The 16,099-nt window shown below is 45.0% G+C and carries 14 protein-coding genes and 4 pseudogenes; 7 read left to right on the top strand and 11 right to left on the bottom strand.

Going from position 1 to position 16,099, the window contains the following annotated elements:
- The first annotated feature begins 594 nt into the window (after positions 1 to 594).
- Both OLMES_RS08805 and OLMES_RS08800 read left to right on the top strand, forming a co-directional pair.
- On the top strand, positions 595 to 1,146 hold the full coding sequence (locus OLMES_RS08805; RefSeq protein WP_087460922.1) for a hypothetical protein: 552 nt from the start codon (positions 595 to 597) through the stop codon (positions 1,144 to 1,146).
- A 228-nt stretch (positions 1,147 to 1,374) separates the two neighbouring features.
- Positions 1,375 to 1,968: pseudogene (locus OLMES_RS08800) on the top strand (IS3 family transposase); the annotation flags it as partial.
- Between the two features lie 28 nt (positions 1,969 to 1,996).
- Here OLMES_RS08800 and OLMES_RS08795 read toward each other — a convergent pair.
- Positions 1,997 to 2,662, bottom strand: a pseudogene (locus OLMES_RS08795) (IS3 family transposase); the annotation flags it as partial.
- A 71-nt stretch (positions 2,663 to 2,733) separates the two neighbouring features.
- Between OLMES_RS08795 and tnpA the strand changes: the two are divergent.
- The 3 genes and pseudogenes from tnpA to tnpC all read left to right on the top strand — a co-directional run.
- A complete protein-coding gene (gene tnpA / locus OLMES_RS08790) occupies positions 2,734 to 3,063 on the top strand; it encodes an IS66 family insertion sequence element accessory protein TnpA (protein WP_087460921.1) in 330 nt (109 codons plus the stop codon).
- Positions 3,060 to 3,425, top strand: coding sequence for an IS66 family insertion sequence element accessory protein TnpB (gene tnpB, locus OLMES_RS08785; protein ID WP_087460920.1), 366 nt, complete (start codon positions 3,060 to 3,062; stop codon positions 3,423 to 3,425). The genes tnpA and tnpB overlap by 4 nt, the downstream gene beginning before the upstream one ends.
- A 185-nt stretch (positions 3,426 to 3,610) precedes the next feature.
- Positions 3,611 to 5,116, top strand: a pseudogene (gene tnpC / locus OLMES_RS08780) (IS66 family transposase); the annotation flags it as partial.
- A 166-nt stretch (positions 5,117 to 5,282) separates the two neighbouring features.
- Here the strand turns inward: tnpC and OLMES_RS28545 are convergent.
- The 6 genes and pseudogenes from OLMES_RS28545 to OLMES_RS08750 all read right to left on the bottom strand — a co-directional run.
- Positions 5,283 to 5,668, bottom strand: a pseudogene (locus tag OLMES_RS28545) (transposase); the annotation flags it as partial.
- Between the two features lie 174 nt (positions 5,669 to 5,842).
- Entirely contained in the window at positions 5,843 to 6,880 is a 1,038-nt protein-coding gene (locus OLMES_RS08770; RefSeq protein WP_087460917.1) for a UvrD-helicase domain-containing protein, read from the bottom strand.
- Positions 6,865 to 8,430, bottom strand: a complete 1,566-nt coding sequence (locus tag OLMES_RS08765; protein ID WP_087460916.1) for an ATP-dependent nuclease — start codon at positions 8,428 to 8,430, stop codon at positions 6,865 to 6,867. The genes OLMES_RS08770 and OLMES_RS08765 overlap by 16 nt, the downstream gene beginning before the upstream one ends.
- Before the next feature lie 157 nt (positions 8,431 to 8,587).
- Complete coding sequence (locus OLMES_RS29010; protein WP_087460915.1) at positions 8,588 to 9,013, bottom strand: GFA family protein; 426 nt, start codon at positions 9,011 to 9,013, stop codon at positions 8,588 to 8,590.
- Between the two features lie 371 nt (positions 9,014 to 9,384).
- Positions 9,385 to 9,825 (bottom strand): globin family protein, encoded by a 441-nt coding sequence (locus OLMES_RS08755; protein WP_087460914.1) that lies wholly within the window; start codon positions 9,823 to 9,825, stop codon positions 9,385 to 9,387.
- Between the two features lie 24 nt (positions 9,826 to 9,849).
- Positions 9,850 to 11,055, bottom strand: a complete 1,206-nt coding sequence (locus OLMES_RS08750) for a PilT/PilU family type 4a pilus ATPase (protein WP_087464401.1) — start codon at positions 11,053 to 11,055, stop codon at positions 9,850 to 9,852.
- Positions 11,056 to 11,477: 422 nt separating this feature from the next.
- Between OLMES_RS08750 and OLMES_RS08745 the strand changes: the two genes are divergently transcribed.
- A complete protein-coding gene (locus tag OLMES_RS08745; protein WP_087460913.1) occupies positions 11,478 to 11,783 on the top strand; it encodes a hypothetical protein in 306 nt (101 codons plus the stop codon).
- Between the two features lie 130 nt (positions 11,784 to 11,913).
- The gene (locus OLMES_RS08740) at positions 11,914 to 12,504 is read left to right on the top strand and encodes a CBS domain-containing protein (protein WP_087460912.1); all 591 of its coding nucleotides are present in this window, start codon (positions 11,914 to 11,916) and stop codon (positions 12,502 to 12,504) included.
- Here OLMES_RS08740 and OLMES_RS08735 read toward each other — a convergent pair.
- The 4 genes from OLMES_RS08735 to OLMES_RS08720 form a co-directional block, all read right to left on the bottom strand.
- Positions 12,501 to 13,472: a 2Fe-2S iron-sulfur cluster-binding protein gene (locus tag OLMES_RS08735; protein ID WP_087460911.1), complete on the bottom strand. Its 972-nt coding sequence runs from the start codon at positions 13,470 to 13,472 to the stop codon at positions 12,501 to 12,503. The two genes, OLMES_RS08740 and OLMES_RS08735, sit on opposite strands and share 4 nt — an antisense overlap.
- Positions 13,473 to 13,575: 103 nt before the next feature.
- Positions 13,576 to 13,935: a group I truncated hemoglobin gene (locus tag OLMES_RS08730; protein ID WP_087460910.1), complete on the bottom strand. Its 360-nt coding sequence runs from the start codon at positions 13,933 to 13,935 to the stop codon at positions 13,576 to 13,578.
- A gap of 145 nt (positions 13,936 to 14,080) precedes the next feature.
- Positions 14,081 to 14,662, bottom strand: a complete 582-nt coding sequence (locus tag OLMES_RS08725; RefSeq protein ID WP_087460909.1) for a Tll0287-like domain-containing protein — start codon at positions 14,660 to 14,662, stop codon at positions 14,081 to 14,083.
- Positions 14,663 to 14,722: 60 nt separating this feature from the next.
- Positions 14,723 to 16,072, bottom strand: a complete 1,350-nt coding sequence (locus tag OLMES_RS08720; RefSeq protein WP_232465297.1) for a cytochrome c3 family protein — start codon at positions 16,070 to 16,072, stop codon at positions 14,723 to 14,725.
- Positions 16,073 to 16,099 lie beyond the last annotated feature (27 nt).

The raw sequence follows: 16,099 nt of genomic DNA, 5'->3' as shown, positions 1-16,099 counted from the left end.
TTGCGTCTGACCTGCACTTCCCGAAGCACTGCGTCGCCTAATCCGCCGTTTGGAAATTACGGATGGCTGTCTTTGTTGCTGTTCTTTCATCTCTTACCAGCTAACGAGACTGTAGATAATACCCATCATGGCCCGATACCCACTAACCTCAAATTTGATTTCAATCCGCCAACCATTGGCCATGACTGACCAGTTTGCAATTTATTTATCTCGCTATTTAAAATTCGTCCGATCAATGGCTTTATGACAGATCAGGCCCGCTATACAAAAGTTCGAAAGGGCAACCACTTGAACGACCTTTGTTGGCAAAGCTGAATGAGTAAAAGTCACCAGCAGACCCTACGCCACCGGCTGGTTTCTGGATTAGCCCAGTGTCGAAGTTTGTTTCCGACATAAGCACCTTTGTATAACCCATCATCCTAAAACACTATCGAGCGGACTCGGGGCATATTGCGCTCGGAATTTACTATTTATGCCCCTTCTAGTCTAATCCTTCTCATCTCACGACCAAATTTTCTTTTTAACCCGCAAATTGCGCCTGACCTGCGCTTCCTGAAGCACTGCGTCGCCTATTCCGCCGTTTGGAAATTACGGATGGCTGTCTTTGTTATTTTAAACCAGGAAGATCAATGCACTGGACGATTCTGGGAGGGCCGGTTTAAATGTCAGGCGTTGTTGGATGAACAAGCCCTAGCTGCTTGTCTCGCCTATGTCGACCTTAACCCAATCCGCGCAGGTATTGCCGATTCGCCGGAATCATCTGATCACACATCGATTCAAAAACGGATTAGAGCGGCAAAGGCTGGCGCACCTCATCAACCGGATTATCTATTACCCTTCGTCGGAAACCCCAGAAAAGACCAACCGGACGGCCTTCAGTTTAACTTGCGGGATTACCTTGAGCTGGTAGATTGGACTGGACGAATTCAACGGGACGATAAGCGCGGATCGATCTCAACCGCTCTACCGCCAATATTGCAACGTTTGAACATCAACGAAAGGCAGTGGACTCAACTCTCTGGAAAAATGGAGTCCTTATTCCCGACCTTCGTTGGCGGAGCTGAACAGGTGGAAATTGCCAGTAAGGCCCTCGGCCACCAGCGGGTATCTGGATTAGCCCAGTGTCGAAGTTTGTTTTCGACATAAACACCTTGTATAAACCATCATCCTAAAACACTACCGAGCGAACTCGGGGGCATTTTGCGCTCGTAGTTTGCTATTTACGACTCTTCTAGTCTAATCCCTGGCGTCTCACGACCAAATTTTCTTTTTAATCCGCAAATTGCGTCTGACCTGCACTTCCCGAAGCACTGCGTCGCCTAATCCGCCGTTTGGAAATTACGGATGGCTGTCTTTGTAATAATAATGTAGGCGAGGTATAGAAAAAAATACAAGGTCACGACCAACAGCAATCACAATCAACCTGTTTTTGAAAACGTACTGGATCGACAGTTTGTTAGTAATCAACCAGATCAGGCCTATGTACAGGATATTACTTACATCTGGACCCAAGAAGGTTGGCTGTATTTGGCTATCGTGATTGATCTGTACTCCCGCAAAGTGGTGGGATGGAGCATGAGCTCCAGAATGAAAGCAAAGCTCGTCTGTGATGCTCTACAAATGGCCATATGGCAGAGAAAACCTGAAGTTGGTCTGGTAGTTCACTCTGATAGGGGTAGTCAGTATGCCAGCAGAGAGTACCGCAAGCTTCTACAAACACACAACTTTGTTGGAAGCATGAGCAGGACAGGAGAGTGTTTGGACAACGCCGTAGCCGAAAGCTTTTTCGGTAGTTTAAAGCAGGAACGAGTCCACTGGCGAAGTTATCAAACAAGGTATGAAGCGCAGCAGGACGTATTGAATTACATCACCATGTTTTACAACAGCAGCCGGCTGCATTCGTATTTGGATTATCAAAGCCCAAATCAATTTGAGTCGAATATGAAAAAGATTTCAAAAGCAGCTTGATGTGGTCAAGCAAAATCGACCAGACCAGTTAAGCAACTTTTAGCAGTTTCTTCGAACTTTCCTCAAACTGATTCGGACTCTGATAGTTCAGGTATGAATGCAGCCTGTTCCGGTTATAAAACATCGCAATGTATTGCAGAATATCCTGCTGAGCTTCATACCTGGTTTGGTAACTGCGCCAGTGCACTCTTTCCTGTTTCAGGCTACCGAAAAAGCTTTCAGCCACCGCATTGTCGAGGCACTCTCCCTTCCGACTCATACTGCCCACAAAACCATGTTTTTCCAGCAAATCGCGATATTGATAGCTTGCATACTGACTTCCTCGATCCGAATGAACGATCAGTCCTCGCTTTGGTTGCCGTTGCCATACCGCCATTTTCAAAGCATCACAGACTAATGAAGCCTTCATCCTGGAACTCATGCTCCAGCCCACCACTTTTCGTGAGTACAAATCAATGACTACAGCCAGGTACAACCAACCTTCCTGAGTCCAGATGTAGGTAATATCCTGTACAAACGCCTGGTTGGGTTCATCAACAGAAAACTGTCTATCCAATACATTTCCAAAAACGGGTTTCTTGTGGTTACTGTTCGTTGTTACCTTATACTTTTTCCTATACCTTGCTGATATTCCTGCTTTTTTCATCAGTGAACGTGTTTTATTCCTACCAACTGGAAATCCGTAAGCGCCAATAAATCTGCATCTTTTAATCCCCTAGCGGCTACCTGAAAATTTCTCCTAACCACACACGCAGGAGAAAAAACATGGATTCCAGCCAACTTGATGAACTAAGCACCTACTGGATGCAACAGGTTACCGCCTGGAAAGCATCCGGGCTACCTCAGACCACTTTTTGTAAAAAACATGACCTCATCTACCACCGCTTCATCTATTGGAAACTGAAGTTCGAAGGAACCTCTCAACCATCTCCGTCCGCCACCCAAGGTAGCGAATTCGTTAAAGTACTCTCCAGACCCTTTGGTTTTCAGCAAGCGTCAGGTCTAACAATTAATTTCCCAAATGGGATGACGCTTGACGGCCTTTCGGACACTAATCTTGATTTGGCCTGCCAGCTCATCAAGCGGTTATCATGACAAATTACTTTCGCCCCAGTTACGATATGCCTGCCATTTTTCTGTATCGCGATCCCGTTGATTTCCGGAAAAGCATACGAGGGCTTTCAGCACTCGTTGAGCAGGAGTTAGCGCATAATCCATTTGACGGTGCGCTTTATGCATTTACCAACCGGCAGCGCAATAAAATCAAATGCCTTTTCTGGGAGAATAATGGTTTTGTGCTCTATTACAAATCCCTTGCTGAAGAAAAGTTTCGTTGGCCTCGCCATGGTGAAGATGTCATTTCTCTTTCCGGTCAACAGATTAACTGGCTGCTTGATGGTTATGACATTAGCCTGATGAAAGGGCATAAAAAACTGCATTATGAATCAGTATATTAGCGTCATTTTACCGCTACTATGGTATAATTCGCGCTATGAAAAAGGCGATAAAAACTCAGCAAAATCAAAGCAATGACGCGGCTCCGACTGTTCAGGAGCTGCTTGCGTTGTTAGCCGAAAAGAATCAAAAAATTGAGGAGCAAGATCGCCAACTCGAAGAAAAAGACACCCTCCTCAACGCCCACCAAAAACATCTTAGCGACAAAGAAAAACTCATCAACAAGCAGCAAAAGACTATCCAGCTAATGGAAGAACAATTGCGCTTGGCCACCTTGAGAAAGTTTGCTGCCAGTAGTGAAAAGATGCCCTGGCAAGGGGACTTCTTTGATGAGGTGGAGTTAGAGCAGGCATTGGTGGATTTGGAAGAAGATGTCCCCGAAGAAGACCGGGTGATTCCACGTAAGAAAAAGCGAAACCGTGGCTTTTCCGACAAACTCCCCCGCGAGCAGATCTTTCTGCATCTGTCCGATGAAGACAAAGCGGATGCAGTCAAAACCTTTTTCACTAAAGTGAAAGAAGAGCTGGAGTTTATTCCTGCTCAGTTGAAGGTGCTCGAGTTCTGGCAGGAGAAAGCCGTCTTCGTGAATGATGATGAGGAATCCATCGTTGCAGCACAACGACCAACTCACCCATTGGGCAAGTGTTTTGCGACCCCTTCTTTACTAGCTCACATTGTAACAGCCAAGTATGCCGATGGCTTACCGCTGTATCGCACTGAAAACATTTTAAAGCGGTATGGCGCCGATGTTAGTCGTACCAATATGGCTAACTGGGTGATACGTTTAGAAAATGTGTTCAAACCGCTGATCAACTTGATGCGGGAGGTGCAGCTTGAAAGTGATTACCTGCAAGCAGATGAAAGCCGAATTCAAGTACTGAAAGAAAGCGGAAAACCCGCCACCTCCGACAAGTGGATGTGGGTGGTCAGAGGTGGACCACCCGATACCCCGGTAGTGTTATTTGAATATGATGCATCGCGTTCCGGTGACGTGCCCGTTCGTCTGCTGGAAGGATTTTGTGGTGTTCTGCAGACAGATGGTTATGCAGGCTACAACAAAGTGTGCGAAGCAAATGACGTTATCCGCATTGGTTGCTGGGACCATTGCCGGAGAAAATTTGTTGAAGCGGTTCGTGCAGCGCCCACAAAAAAGAAAGGCGCTAAACGAAGCAAGGCAGAACAAGCCGTGTCGCAAATACGAAAGCTTTATGCCGTTGAGAAGTCCATAAAAGAGTTGGATGTATCAGAGAAAAAGCGTATCCGGCAGGAAAAGAGTTTACCTTTGCTTCAAGAGTTCAAGCAGTGGCTGGAGCAGAACAAAGGTAAAGTGCTAAAAGATAGCCAGACATACACCGCCATCAATTACTGCTTAAATCAATGGGATTATCTAACCGCTTATTGTGAAGATGGTCGTCTTAATATCAGCAATGCATTGGCAGAAAATGCCATCAGACCTTTTGCCGTAGGAAGGCGAGCGTGGCTTTTCGCTGATACGCCTAAAGGTGCTTGCGCAAGTGCAACCTGTTACAGTCTGGTAGAAACAGCAAAAGCGAACGGACTAGAGCCGTTTACATATATTCGACACATCTTATTGAATATTGCCGATGCAGATTCGGTAGAGAAACTAGAAGCGCTACTGCCTTGGAATGTGAGCCTGGAGCCTTTTTTAAAAAATGTGCCTCAGTATGGTTAGGGGTAGTAGGCGGTTTTATTGGCGCTTACGGAAATCCTAATGCATTTAACGCTTTCCTCATGCGGCGAGTACCGTAAGTAGAATCCGAAGCGTCTGATATTTCTCTTATACAGTCGAGCATTTCTGTGAGATTTGGATCACCAGAATCATTGACTGACTGATGCAAATAACGGTAAAAACCGTTTCGCTTAACACCCAAGGTGCGACACAGGAGGTCGACAGGATAAGTCTTTTTCTTTTGGGCAATGAACGAGTATTTCACTTCGTTTCCTTCGCGAAAAAGACTGTGGCCTCCTTTAAAATTTTCTTTTCCATTTCGAGCTGTTTAATCTGTGCCTTGAGCTTCCTGATCTCTTCTTGTTCTGGCGTCATTTTGCCATTGCCGCGAAAAGCCTGATCATTGTCTTGCTCTTCTTCTTTGATCCAACGACCCAGCATATTGGCATTGATATCCATACTTCTGGCCGCTTCAGCCTTTGTATAACCCTGGTCAACAACCAAGCTGATTGCATCCAGTTTAAATTCTTTCGAGTATTTCTTTCTTTTCGTCACTTTTCATTTTCTCCAGTTAGGACAATTATATCCTTAACTGGTCTGGTCAATTCAATTAAACCACGTCAGCTTAACTGGGTTGGTCAATTTTGCTTGACCACGTCACCGAAAAGGTGCCAACTGTAACCAATCCGTAGCAGCCACTTGTAATACGCTTTCGTAAGCATAACTCAATCACGACACCTGATACTTCTTTAGTGATTTTTCAGAAACAAAATACAAATTTCCTTTTGCCCTGGTGCAAGCTACATATAGCTTGTTCTTTGTGGTTGGATTAAGCTGATCTAGATTAGTATTATCAAAAGCCTTTAGGGTTGTTGGGTTTAGCACGACACATACATCTTGGAAGTGATCTAATCCTTTTGTATTTCCCCAGTTAGCAGTGTTCCCTGCATAACTATCACTTTTTTGATAAAAAAGTTTAACAATGGAGTCATTATTGAAAATTGAATCAACCTCATCAACATTGTCAACATACCCTACCACGACCTCATCTTCTCGATGAGACAAAATTTTGATTCCTATATTTTCAGATACAAAGGCACAAACACTAGGGCTGCAGCGATAACTGTTTGATAGCGATGCTAAATCTACCTCAAAGCCTGATTTTTTTAGTTTATCACAGTATTTATCAAAACATTCATGCAATGATTTTTGAGTGTTTCCATCACGACTTGTGTCGAAAGTATGCTGAAAAAAATCTCCCACCAATCGCATTTCTACATTTGCCATTGCCAAGGCGCAAATTAGGTTGAAATCGTTTGCAGCGAAATCTTGAAATTCGTCAATAAACACCAAGTCATAGAACTTTTCAATTCGTTGTATTAAATCAGGAACAACATCAAACTCAATTAGTAGTTTAGCTATACGGTTTGCGTAAAGCCGTCCACTCTTATCAATATAATGCTCTCTCGTATCCTTTCTAGAACGTTGTGCGTACTGAGGTAAGGGAAAATTGAAGTTAACCCCCTTGGTTTTCAGCTCATATCCGCATAGGGGTCTAAAACAAAATGAATATAAAAATGTAAAATAGCTATATATCCGAATCCCGACGGGGATCTCTCCAAACTTATCAATTACTCTATTTTTTAGGTGTCGGGTATTGTTTTCTGTATATGTAACAATTAAACACCGGCTATCCGCATTAAGTGAATCAAGGATACTCGATGTTTTCCCTGATCCTGCAACAGCAAATACTACTCGTTTATCCATTGTATCGCCTGCTGAATATATTCCGGAGAGTCCAAGTCCTCTGAATGATTTTCGACAAGTCTGAGTGAACTCTCTGCCTTATTACTCAGCATGAAAGCGAGAGGCTCTTTTTGTATATTTCCTCCGGAAAATAATGCGTCACATATTGCTTTATTCTTACGATATAGACAGACCTCAAAGGTATAATTATCATCATCAGTATCAGAGAAGACTTTAATATTTTCTGCCGTATAATCAGCATAGTTGTCTACACACGTTTCTTGGTAATTTCCGTCATTATCGCGAATAATAGCTGCTCTAATATTCAGAGTTTTTGCTAGCTCCATGTAGCGTTTAAAGCTGGTTCCACCGACTGAAATAACATGCACTTCATCTTCTTCTAGAGTCCTTCCGGTTGACCTTTTGTATAGTGAGTCAATCAACATGTACTCTGCATCCCCTTCAACAAGAATAACTTTTCTTGATAGCACGAATTCCAGAATATTATTGTCTGGAGCTTTCATGAAAAATTTTGAAGTTGATAGCGATAGATCATTGAGCTTAAGCGGCTTATCACTGCTGCTATTTAGAAGTATAGATTTTCTCAAATCTAATCGAGTACTTATTAAACTACTGTGAGTTGCGATAATTATCTGATTTTGATGAGACTCTGATATTTTTGAAATAAGCCTTTTCATATTGCTGTGGCTAAGATGATTTTCAGGCTCTTCTAAAAGGAGGGTATCTAACGTATTATTCTCAGCGTTACGGTTAAGAGCGAATTCAGTTTTAATGAAGCACTGCTGCCCTTGCCCTCTGGCATCTATGGGAATATCTCCTTGAGTCAGAGTGATGTCAGCTTCCAGATTGTATTTTGACCCTGAGCGTATGGCCAGCTCGTAACTGCCTAATCCAGCATTGATATCTTTGAGTTTATTCTCTTTGAATTGTATTTTTTGTAACCGATATTCGTTGCTAAGGCTTACTCTATTTGCATGCTCTACAGTGGAATCATAGACTGTTCTTATGTATTCATTGTTTGCATGCTCGCTATTAATTTTTGAGCTATCTATTGTTAAGCACTTAAGAAATCGGCGATAACCGGAATATGCTTCGCCATTAAAAGTAATGAATTTAACAATATAAAATTCAAATGGAAAATTTCCGTTATCCAATGCTAAAACCTGATTGATTTCATTGATTAATTCTTCATTGGGAAGACAAATCATATGCAATCCACTAGCATTGATATTTTTCGAATTATGCTTTCCTACAAGATCGGGGTTTGTTTCATCACTCAAATAAACTTCGACATGAACTTCAGGTAAGTTCTCAAACGTCTTCTCACCCGCTAAAAATTCAGCTATCGATCCCTTATTAAGAATGGACTCAATACCTGTAGTCTCAACTTTATGCCTGCTCCCACTGGAAAGCAGTTCGATTGCTTGTAATATCGAGCTTTTGCCCGCCTCATTATCTCCAATGATAGTATTAATCTTCGAATCAAAATCGACTTCAAAATCTTTGAATTTTTTAAAGTTAATGAGCTTTAGTTGTTTTATATGCTGCATGATTTCCCTTTCCAGTTCTGTGGAAATGCTAGTAGATTAAACTGAGCGTATAACGCCAAGCTCAGAGGCGTTTTGTGGAGTGGAGCATTTGCGCTATAGTGAGCGCAGCGAGCGCGCAAATGAGCCACGGAGCAAAACGTCCTTTTGCAGCTTTTTGTTATGCGTGCCGACCACCAATTAACATGCTAATTAACTCATCGATTTCGGGCCTTTGCTCATAGCAATCACCATCAGATGAAACCGTAGACCATGACGCCTTAGAATCAAGGTAGATGTTAGCAACCACCTTGAAAGAGTCACCATCTAAACACCCAACAGGAACCCAGAAATACTCTAAACCACGCAATCTATTCGGTACTGGAGCGCCGCAATTGTCACAAAAACTAGAAGTGAACCCCGTATCTTTAACCCAGGTTTTAGGCTGCCCCTTAATCCAGACTAGATCGTTTAGCGGAACTATTGCGCCACTATTCGAAGATGAACCTCCCTGCACACGACAAAGCTTACAATGGCATTGATAAATATTGCCACTAAACTGATTCACCTCATATTGAATAGCGCCACACAAGCAACTACCTTTCATTTACTCACCCTCTGTGTACGCATAACACTTATTACTTTGCATGCTTCGTAAATCCCTTCCAGCCCACCAAATTTCTCGCATCTATCACGTTTGTAACCGCGATTAACAGTGGCTGTACCTAACATTAACTATGAGTGTATCAGCTTTTCGCTGGAGGAAAAGGGAGCATTCCGGCATACATAGACAGGCGCTTTGTCTATGTAAATAAAAACATAAAATATATTTTCCATATTTATCAGATACTTAAATTTTTGAAGCTGGAGAAACTGCGCAGTTACTTTCAGGTTCTACATTGACAGAATATCTACAATAACCCCCACAGACATTACAACTGTTGTTTTGCCCAGCAGTCCGGGATGAAAAGTACAGACTTAATGCTCACAATTACCCAAATTCAAAGACTTCAAGATGTGCACTGCTGGTGTCAGAATATCGATCCAGGCTTGTTTCACTGTTTCGTTGAATTCGGGGTCGGCCAATTCTACGGAGGCCAGTAAGCACTCGAGCCATTTGTCCAGCATTGCATTGGATAAGCGAATTTCATGCTGGTGGTGGATGGCTTGTATCTTGTCCAGGGTTATTTCTGCTTGCTTCAGCGGTGTCATTTCCTGTAACAAATAAACTGCCTGGCGCACTGCGTGGAGCTGATCGCTTACACTGACTCGATCAAATATTTCGGCAATGGCTCTATCGCTGGAATAAAGCCGTTGATAAAAGTCTTCGGCAAATTGCTGGTCTCGCTGTGGCGAGGATAAGCAGCGGTCGAAGCTGTTCCAGAATAACCTCTGATCCTGCGTTTCTCTAGAAGCCATTGCCTACCCTCCTGATCGCCTGAACTAATGCTCTTCCTCTTCGTCATCCTTGTCTTCTTCAATCTCTTGTAAAGAGAGTGAAAAACTACTTGAAGAACCCGAAGCCGATGGTTTTGCAGTTTCTTTACTCTTGTCCCCATTCTGCGATTCAGATATGGCAGGGGGTACTGTGCCACCGGCCAGCTTGACCTTAAGCCTCAAGTTATTTGCAGAGTCAGCGTTCTTCAAGGCCTCCTCGATTGTAATGCGTCCTTCCATGTGTAATTTAAACAACGCGGAATCAAATGTTTGCATCCCGAGGTTTTCGGATTTTTCCATAATTTCTTTAATGCTTTCAACTTCCCCACGACTGATCAACTCACTCACAGAAGGGGTACCTAAAAGAATTTCAATTGCAGCGCAACGTTTATTGTCAACAGTGGGTACAAGCCGTTGAGAGATAAACGCCCGCAGGTTAAGCGACAGATCCATCAGGAGTTGATGACGGCGCTCTTCAGGGAAGAAGTTAATAATCCGATCCAATGCCTGGTTGGCATTGTTGGCGTGCAGTGTGGAGATACACAAGTGCCCGGTCTCGGCAAATGCTATCGCGTGCTCCATGGTCTCCTGATCCCGGATTTCTCCAATCAGAATAACGTCGGGAGCCTGGCGTAATGTGTTCTTCAACGCAGCGTGGTAGCTTCGGGTATCCACACCCACCTCGCGTTGATTGATGATGCATTTCTTGTGCTTGTGCACAAACTCGACCGGATCTTCAATGGTGATAATATGGCCGCCACTGTTTGAATTCCGGTGATCGATCAAGGCAGCAAGCGAAGTCGATTTCCCGGAGCCTGTAGCGCCCACAAAGAGTATCAACCCACGCTTGCTCATAATCACTTCTTTGAGCACATTCGGGAGCCCCAGCGAGTCCGCACTTGGAATCTCGGTTACGATGTTACGGGCAACAATCGATATTTCATTGCGCTGTTTAAAGATGTTGACCCGGAAGCGACCCACACCGGGAATGGTATAAGCCAGGTTCATTTCCAGCTCATGATCAAATTCCTGTCGCTGCTCTTCATCCATAATCGAGTATGCAATTTCCCGAATCGCACCCGGTGGTAAGGGTGTCTTGTCGACAGGCCGGAGCTTGCCGTGAAATTTGGCACACGGGGGTGCTCCAGTGCTCAAATAGAGATCTGATCCGTCATTTTTAGCAAGAACGGTCAAACAATCATTGAAATTCATAGCGACTGATGCCTCGAAATTCTGTCCTTGGGGTTCACCACTAGTCATTGTGGTTTCACAAACAATGTCATATAACAAACAATGTCATATAACAAACGATGTCATAAGTAATAGCCGACAAAATACGAGCGCGCAAAAGGATTTACAAAGTGACACATGAACCAGAGATCAAATCCCTTTTAGGCCCCCACGATGCACCAAATGAGTGTCATCCCACACAAACGACTGTAAAAAAATGACAAAATACGACTATTGGCTAGTCGCCTGGTCTGGTTTGCGATCCACTTGAATACTAATATAGAAGATAAGCGGTAACGAATTTTCAGTTCCACTCAACAGAACCGTTCCTGACGGGGCCATGGGTTGGAAACCGAGCGCTGGAAACCGAGAATGACGCTAAATTAACGAAGCTTGAGACGAAAATGAGACATTGGCTTTCTTACTTTCTGTTTTTAGTCACGCTGGCATACACTAGCGCAGGCTTCTGCTCGTTTGTTGATACCGCTACGCTTGATCCAGCCATTCAACTTATTGATGAACTGCAATCCGACATCAATACCGGTGACAGTTCCGATTCCGATTCGCTCTGGCTTCACCCGGATGATAGCCATCTTGGCAGGATTCCGGATACCGGGAACAAACTTGCGTTTTTTCCAAGCTCATTCATCCAGCGGCAAACCTGCTACTTCATCTGGCCTCAGGCTCCCCCTCAAAAGTCGTTTTCCTAGTCTCGTCTGATCGTCTCTGTTACCGGAGCGATGCAAATTAGAAGAAAGCGTCAATATCCAGATCAACATAAAACTTCGATCACCTTGACGCGCACAGGAACTTAAACCAAACGATTATTGAGGTGATACCATGCCTACCACTAACCCTATGCCATATGAAATTCTGAAAGGTACAAACAAACTCATCGCACCAGACATTCCAGCCAGATTGAACGGCGACGAACCCGCTGTTGCAATTATGCAGGACTTCACGAAAGAATCCCCCTGCACGATTGAAGCACATGGCTCGTTGAATGATGCAAAACATATCATGCAAACCAACCATACCGCCTTCCTGTTGGTGGTAAATCACGCCGGAAACTGCCTGGGCGTGCTGACACTGAAAGACGTGCTCGGCAAAAAAGCGATGTCAGTCGCACATGAAATGGGGGCTCATTTAGGCGACTTGCAAGCAAAAGACATCATGCAAGCGAACGAGTGCGTCGTCAGTGTTCGATTGGAAGATCTGCAACATGCGACGGTCGCCCAGGTCATGGCGACATTTCACAGAGCTGGAGTGGAATACATGCTGATATCACAATCAAGCGCGGAAGCGGGTGAACTGCGTGGACTGATTTCTGCTTCCAAAACTGCAGAACGATTGAATCAGCCTTACTACAGCAATGAGAAAGCACGGACATTCTCGGATATTGTCCATGCTGTCCATGGCCATTTCAACTAATCAATCGGGGATACAAAGGGGTCAGCAAAAATATCCTTCATGCTGGCCCCGGACAGAAATATCTGCTTCCGTAACTTTTTCACTGCATTCTGATTACCGCAAACAAAGGCTTTAAAGTCGGCGGTTGATGGCAAGGTATCACGAATGAGGTCATAGATGGAACGACTCTCCATGCCGTCTTCCGCTTCCAGAACGGATGGATAATAATGCAAATTATCATGACGTCCGGATAATTCCAGCAACGCATCATGAAGATATAAACTCTCTTGGTCACGGGCACCGGCAAAAAGATATATCGGTTTACTGTGCTGCTGATTCAGTGCATCACGCACAATACCGTATAACGGCGCTAAACCCGTCCCCAGACCGGCTAACACCAAGGGGGAGCTCCCCATCTCCGGTAAGTAAAAGCAATCTCCCATCGCGCCCTGAATTACGACGGGCTGATTACTCGACAGAAAAGACTCAAGGTTACCGGTTATGTGCCCATCACTACGGAGCTGAATATGCAGTTCGACAAAGGTCTCCAGCTCAGGGACACTCGCAACAGAAAAACTTCGGCATTCACCGTTCAACCATAAATTAATATACTGGCCTGACCGATACTGGATCGAATGCTGATTATCTTCAGGTGTTAATCTCAAACGAAGAATATCACCGCCCATGCGGGAATACTCCATTGCACTATACGCATATTTTGCTAACGCTTGATCTGCATTCGCGATTTCAAGGTCAACTTCCGGAACACACTGACACGCCAAAAAGTAACCTTTTTGTTTATGGGTATCTCTTAGTCCCTGCGTCGCGGCCGCGGGGACATTACCATCGACCACCTGCATCATGCAGGCATGGCAAACGCCAGACTTGCAGCCAAAGGGGATTTCTACCCCGCTGTCTAGCAGCACATCAAGAACACTTGCATCCGGCGTTATTTCATAAACGCCCCCATCGTATTTTACTACCGCCATTTATGCTCCAAAATTCACGTTCAAAGTTCGCGCTGTAAACCATGTACCCCGCAGGTTGAAGCCCTCAGAGACCCGCCAGCATCTGAGAGCTCTCTGACTCGTATCAGCGATTCAGAACATCACCGCGTACGCTTTCTGCAATACTCGCAACCTGCTGAATGTCTTCATCAGCGACACCCAACTCTTTCAAGGTTGCGCCGAGATTCTCGATAACCGCATCAACATGGGTATCATTCAGGCCTTTCAGGTTTTTATGGGCTTCACGCATATCTTTCCCGGTATATTCGTTTGGTCCACCGAATACCATGGTCAGGAAGGCTTTCTGCTTCTGTGCCTGTTTATCCATGTCGATGTCATCGAAATACTCGGAAATACGATCATCCGCCAGCACTTTACGGTAAAAAATATCCACAGCCGCATCGACCGCAGCAGCCCCACCCAATTTTTCATATAACGTTGTCATATCCTTCTCCCGAGATGGATCTTTATTTTTCAACTCCGCCCTATTACTCAAATATAAGACGGTTACGTATCAACGCTAAAAAGCGCTTTAGAATTTGAACATTTATTAAGCAAACCAAGCTTAGTCTACATTGGTACTTCTATAACTACATGGGCACCCGAATCACGACGCCGCCCATAACTTCCCCGATTTTGAAATCAGTACGGGGGCTGTCTTTATGATCGTTGTGGCAGGTTACACAAGGCTCCGCAACGGCTACGTCAGGGTAAACGGCGGTAAAGTACTTCTGCCCACCCAGCTCCTCAGTACCGTAAAAGTTTTGCCCTGGGTTTTCTTCGATGTATTTGAGCCCGGCTTTTTCCATTTCGGTACGCGGCGCATTCTGCTTGTTGATAGGCCAGGTGGATTGTAACGAGTAGGTGAACTTGTCTGTCAAGCGCCCTACCTCTTCAGCACCTGCACGGAACATTTGCGCCGGTAGCGGTGCCCCGTTCTCCAAATCTTTCCAATGCTCAGCAGGCTTGATGGATGCAGCACCACTGGGACCAAGGCGCTTAACAATTAATTTGGTATAGTTCGTTCGATCCGCCTTCATCACTGCAAACAGAGAGTCGGTATAAACCTCAGGCGCAATGCCTGCCTTTTCCTCTCCACCACAGCCCACGAGAGCCATGCCCGCCACACTTGCTACAGCCATAGATTTCAAGATTGTATTGGTCTTTTTCATGGATACATCCTCTTGTTTAGTATCAGTCGTCTTTTCGTAATGTGCTTTTTGTTCTTATTGTTAGTTTTTTTCTTTGACCCGGGAAAGCGCCATATCAATGGATTCAATGTGCTTAGCCGGTTTGCCAGAGAAGTTACTGCGAATCAGATCCGGATCAGCCAAAGCATCAATGGAGAAAGCCAGTGAGTGGCAATTCATGCAGCTACTCCGGATCATTTTTTCATTCGGTCTCAGGTTATGATTCGGATTGTGTTGTACCCGAACCACGTCTTTTCCATTAATCTGCACATGCTCTCTCGGCATATGGCAGGTTGAACAAGCGACACCTCGCTCTTCCGGTAACGCCCCTTCTTTTACTTTCTGCCACAGTTGGCCGTGGGGAGATTGCGCAAAATTATTGGTATGTTCGTCGTCATGACAACCAACACAGGCTTCCGCCATCGCTGGTTGAGTCTGGTATTGGTGGGGTTGATGACAGGCCGCACAGCCTTGCACCGAACTTAAGGCATCGGGTTTGAATTCCAGTCGACCCATTCCCGGTGACATCGGACTCATTTTCATCGCCATGTCCGGATTCAAACGCATACCATGACGACTGGCGACAAAGTCCTGAACTTCAGATGTATGGCACTCACTGCATTGTGCAAGGCCGGGTTGGGCAATCCAGCTTTCGCTATTCTGTTCCCCTTGATGACAACCGGAGCAAGTTACACCCGCTTCAGCATGGCCACTGTCCTGCCAGTGCTGCAATACATCGGCACTGGCCTGTTTGAGATCTGCCGGGTTCAAATCTGCAATCGTCAGTGACTCAGGCTTGTGCTTTTCCTGATATTCAGTGGCAAAAGTCCGCTCGAGCATGGTGGCCATCAAATCGGTTTCTGCCCCTTCCGCATGCTTGACCAGAAACGCTTCGTAGAGCGCGAGATTGTCATGGTAGTTGTGGCACCCTGCACTGGCACAGGTATCAAAGGTCAAACCTTCATGTGATGGCCGGTCAGAACCAATATCCTGATGACAACGAAAGCAAAAATCCTCAGGCACGGTCACACCCATTTCGTGCGTGCGCTCCTCCTGGTGCTCAACGTGACAGGTAACACAGTACCGGGCATCCAGAATCTCAACCCGGTCAGCATTTCGGGGATCTGTGAACTTGTTTTTGGGGTGGGAATCGTTCACCGCTTCCAGCTCGGCACCATGACAATTCACACAGGCGTCCTGCAACACTTCCTGCCCACCAAAAGGAGAGGTATGGCAGCTTTCACAGTCAAGCTCGATCTGGAAATGCCCATGACTTGCATCGCCGATTAAAAACTCGGACTTGTCCCCCGGCATCAGTAACTGATAACCGTAGTAGCTGGCTAATGCCAACGACAGAAGCCCCCAAACCAACCAAATCGTTTTTTTCATCATGTTTAACTGCTTTCACGAAGTATAAAA

The sequence above is a fragment of the Oleiphilus messinensis genome (assembly GCF_002162375.1).
GTDB classification, from domain to species: domain Bacteria; phylum Pseudomonadota; class Gammaproteobacteria; order Pseudomonadales; family Oleiphilaceae; genus Oleiphilus; species Oleiphilus messinensis.
The sequence above is the reverse complement of the archived record's forward strand: the minus strand, read 5'-3'. Positions and strand labels throughout refer to the sequence as shown.

What these genes read in the sequence shown, in the direction of transcription:
- OLMES_RS29010 (WP_087460915.1), bottom strand. Translation starts at nt 9,013, where the DNA reads ATGAAAGGTAGTTGCTTGTGTGGCGCTATTCAATATGAGGTGAATCAG.
- OLMES_RS08805 (WP_087460922.1), top strand. Translation starts at nt 595, where the DNA reads ATGGCTGTCTTTGTTATTTTAAACCAGGAAGATCAATGCACTGGACGA.
- OLMES_RS08770 (WP_087460917.1), bottom strand. Translation starts at nt 6,880, where the DNA reads ATGGATAAACGAGTAGTATTTGCTGTTGCAGGATCAGGGAAAACATCG.
- OLMES_RS08740 (WP_087460912.1), top strand. Translation starts at nt 11,914, where the DNA reads ATGCCTACCACTAACCCTATGCCATATGAAATTCTGAAAGGTACAAAC.
- tnpB (WP_087460920.1), top strand. Translation starts at nt 3,060, where the DNA reads ATGACAAATTACTTTCGCCCCAGTTACGATATGCCTGCCATTTTTCTG.
- tnpA (WP_087460921.1), top strand. Translation starts at nt 2,734, where the DNA reads ATGGATTCCAGCCAACTTGATGAACTAAGCACCTACTGGATGCAACAG.
- OLMES_RS08730 (WP_087460910.1), bottom strand. Translation starts at nt 13,935, where the DNA reads ATGACAACGTTATATGAAAAATTGGGTGGGGCTGCTGCGGTCGATGCG.
- OLMES_RS08735 (WP_087460911.1), bottom strand. Translation starts at nt 13,472, where the DNA reads ATGGCGGTAGTAAAATACGATGGGGGCGTTTATGAAATAACGCCGGAT.
- OLMES_RS08765 (WP_087460916.1), bottom strand. Translation starts at nt 8,430, where the DNA reads ATGCAGCATATAAAACAACTAAAGCTCATTAACTTTAAAAAATTCAAA.
- OLMES_RS08755 (WP_087460914.1), bottom strand. Translation starts at nt 9,825, where the DNA reads ATGGCTTCTAGAGAAACGCAGGATCAGAGGTTATTCTGGAACAGCTTC.
- OLMES_RS08720 (WP_232465297.1), bottom strand. Translation starts at nt 16,072, where the DNA reads ATGATGAAAAAAACGATTTGGTTGGTTTGGGGGCTTCTGTCGTTGGCA.
- OLMES_RS08725 (WP_087460909.1), bottom strand. Translation starts at nt 14,662, where the DNA reads ATGAAAAAGACCAATACAATCTTGAAATCTATGGCTGTAGCAAGTGTG.
- OLMES_RS08745 (WP_087460913.1), top strand. Translation starts at nt 11,478, where the DNA reads ATGAGACATTGGCTTTCTTACTTTCTGTTTTTAGTCACGCTGGCATAC.
- OLMES_RS08750 (WP_087464401.1), bottom strand. Translation starts at nt 11,055, where the DNA reads ATGAATTTCAATGATTGTTTGACCGTTCTTGCTAAAAATGACGGATCA.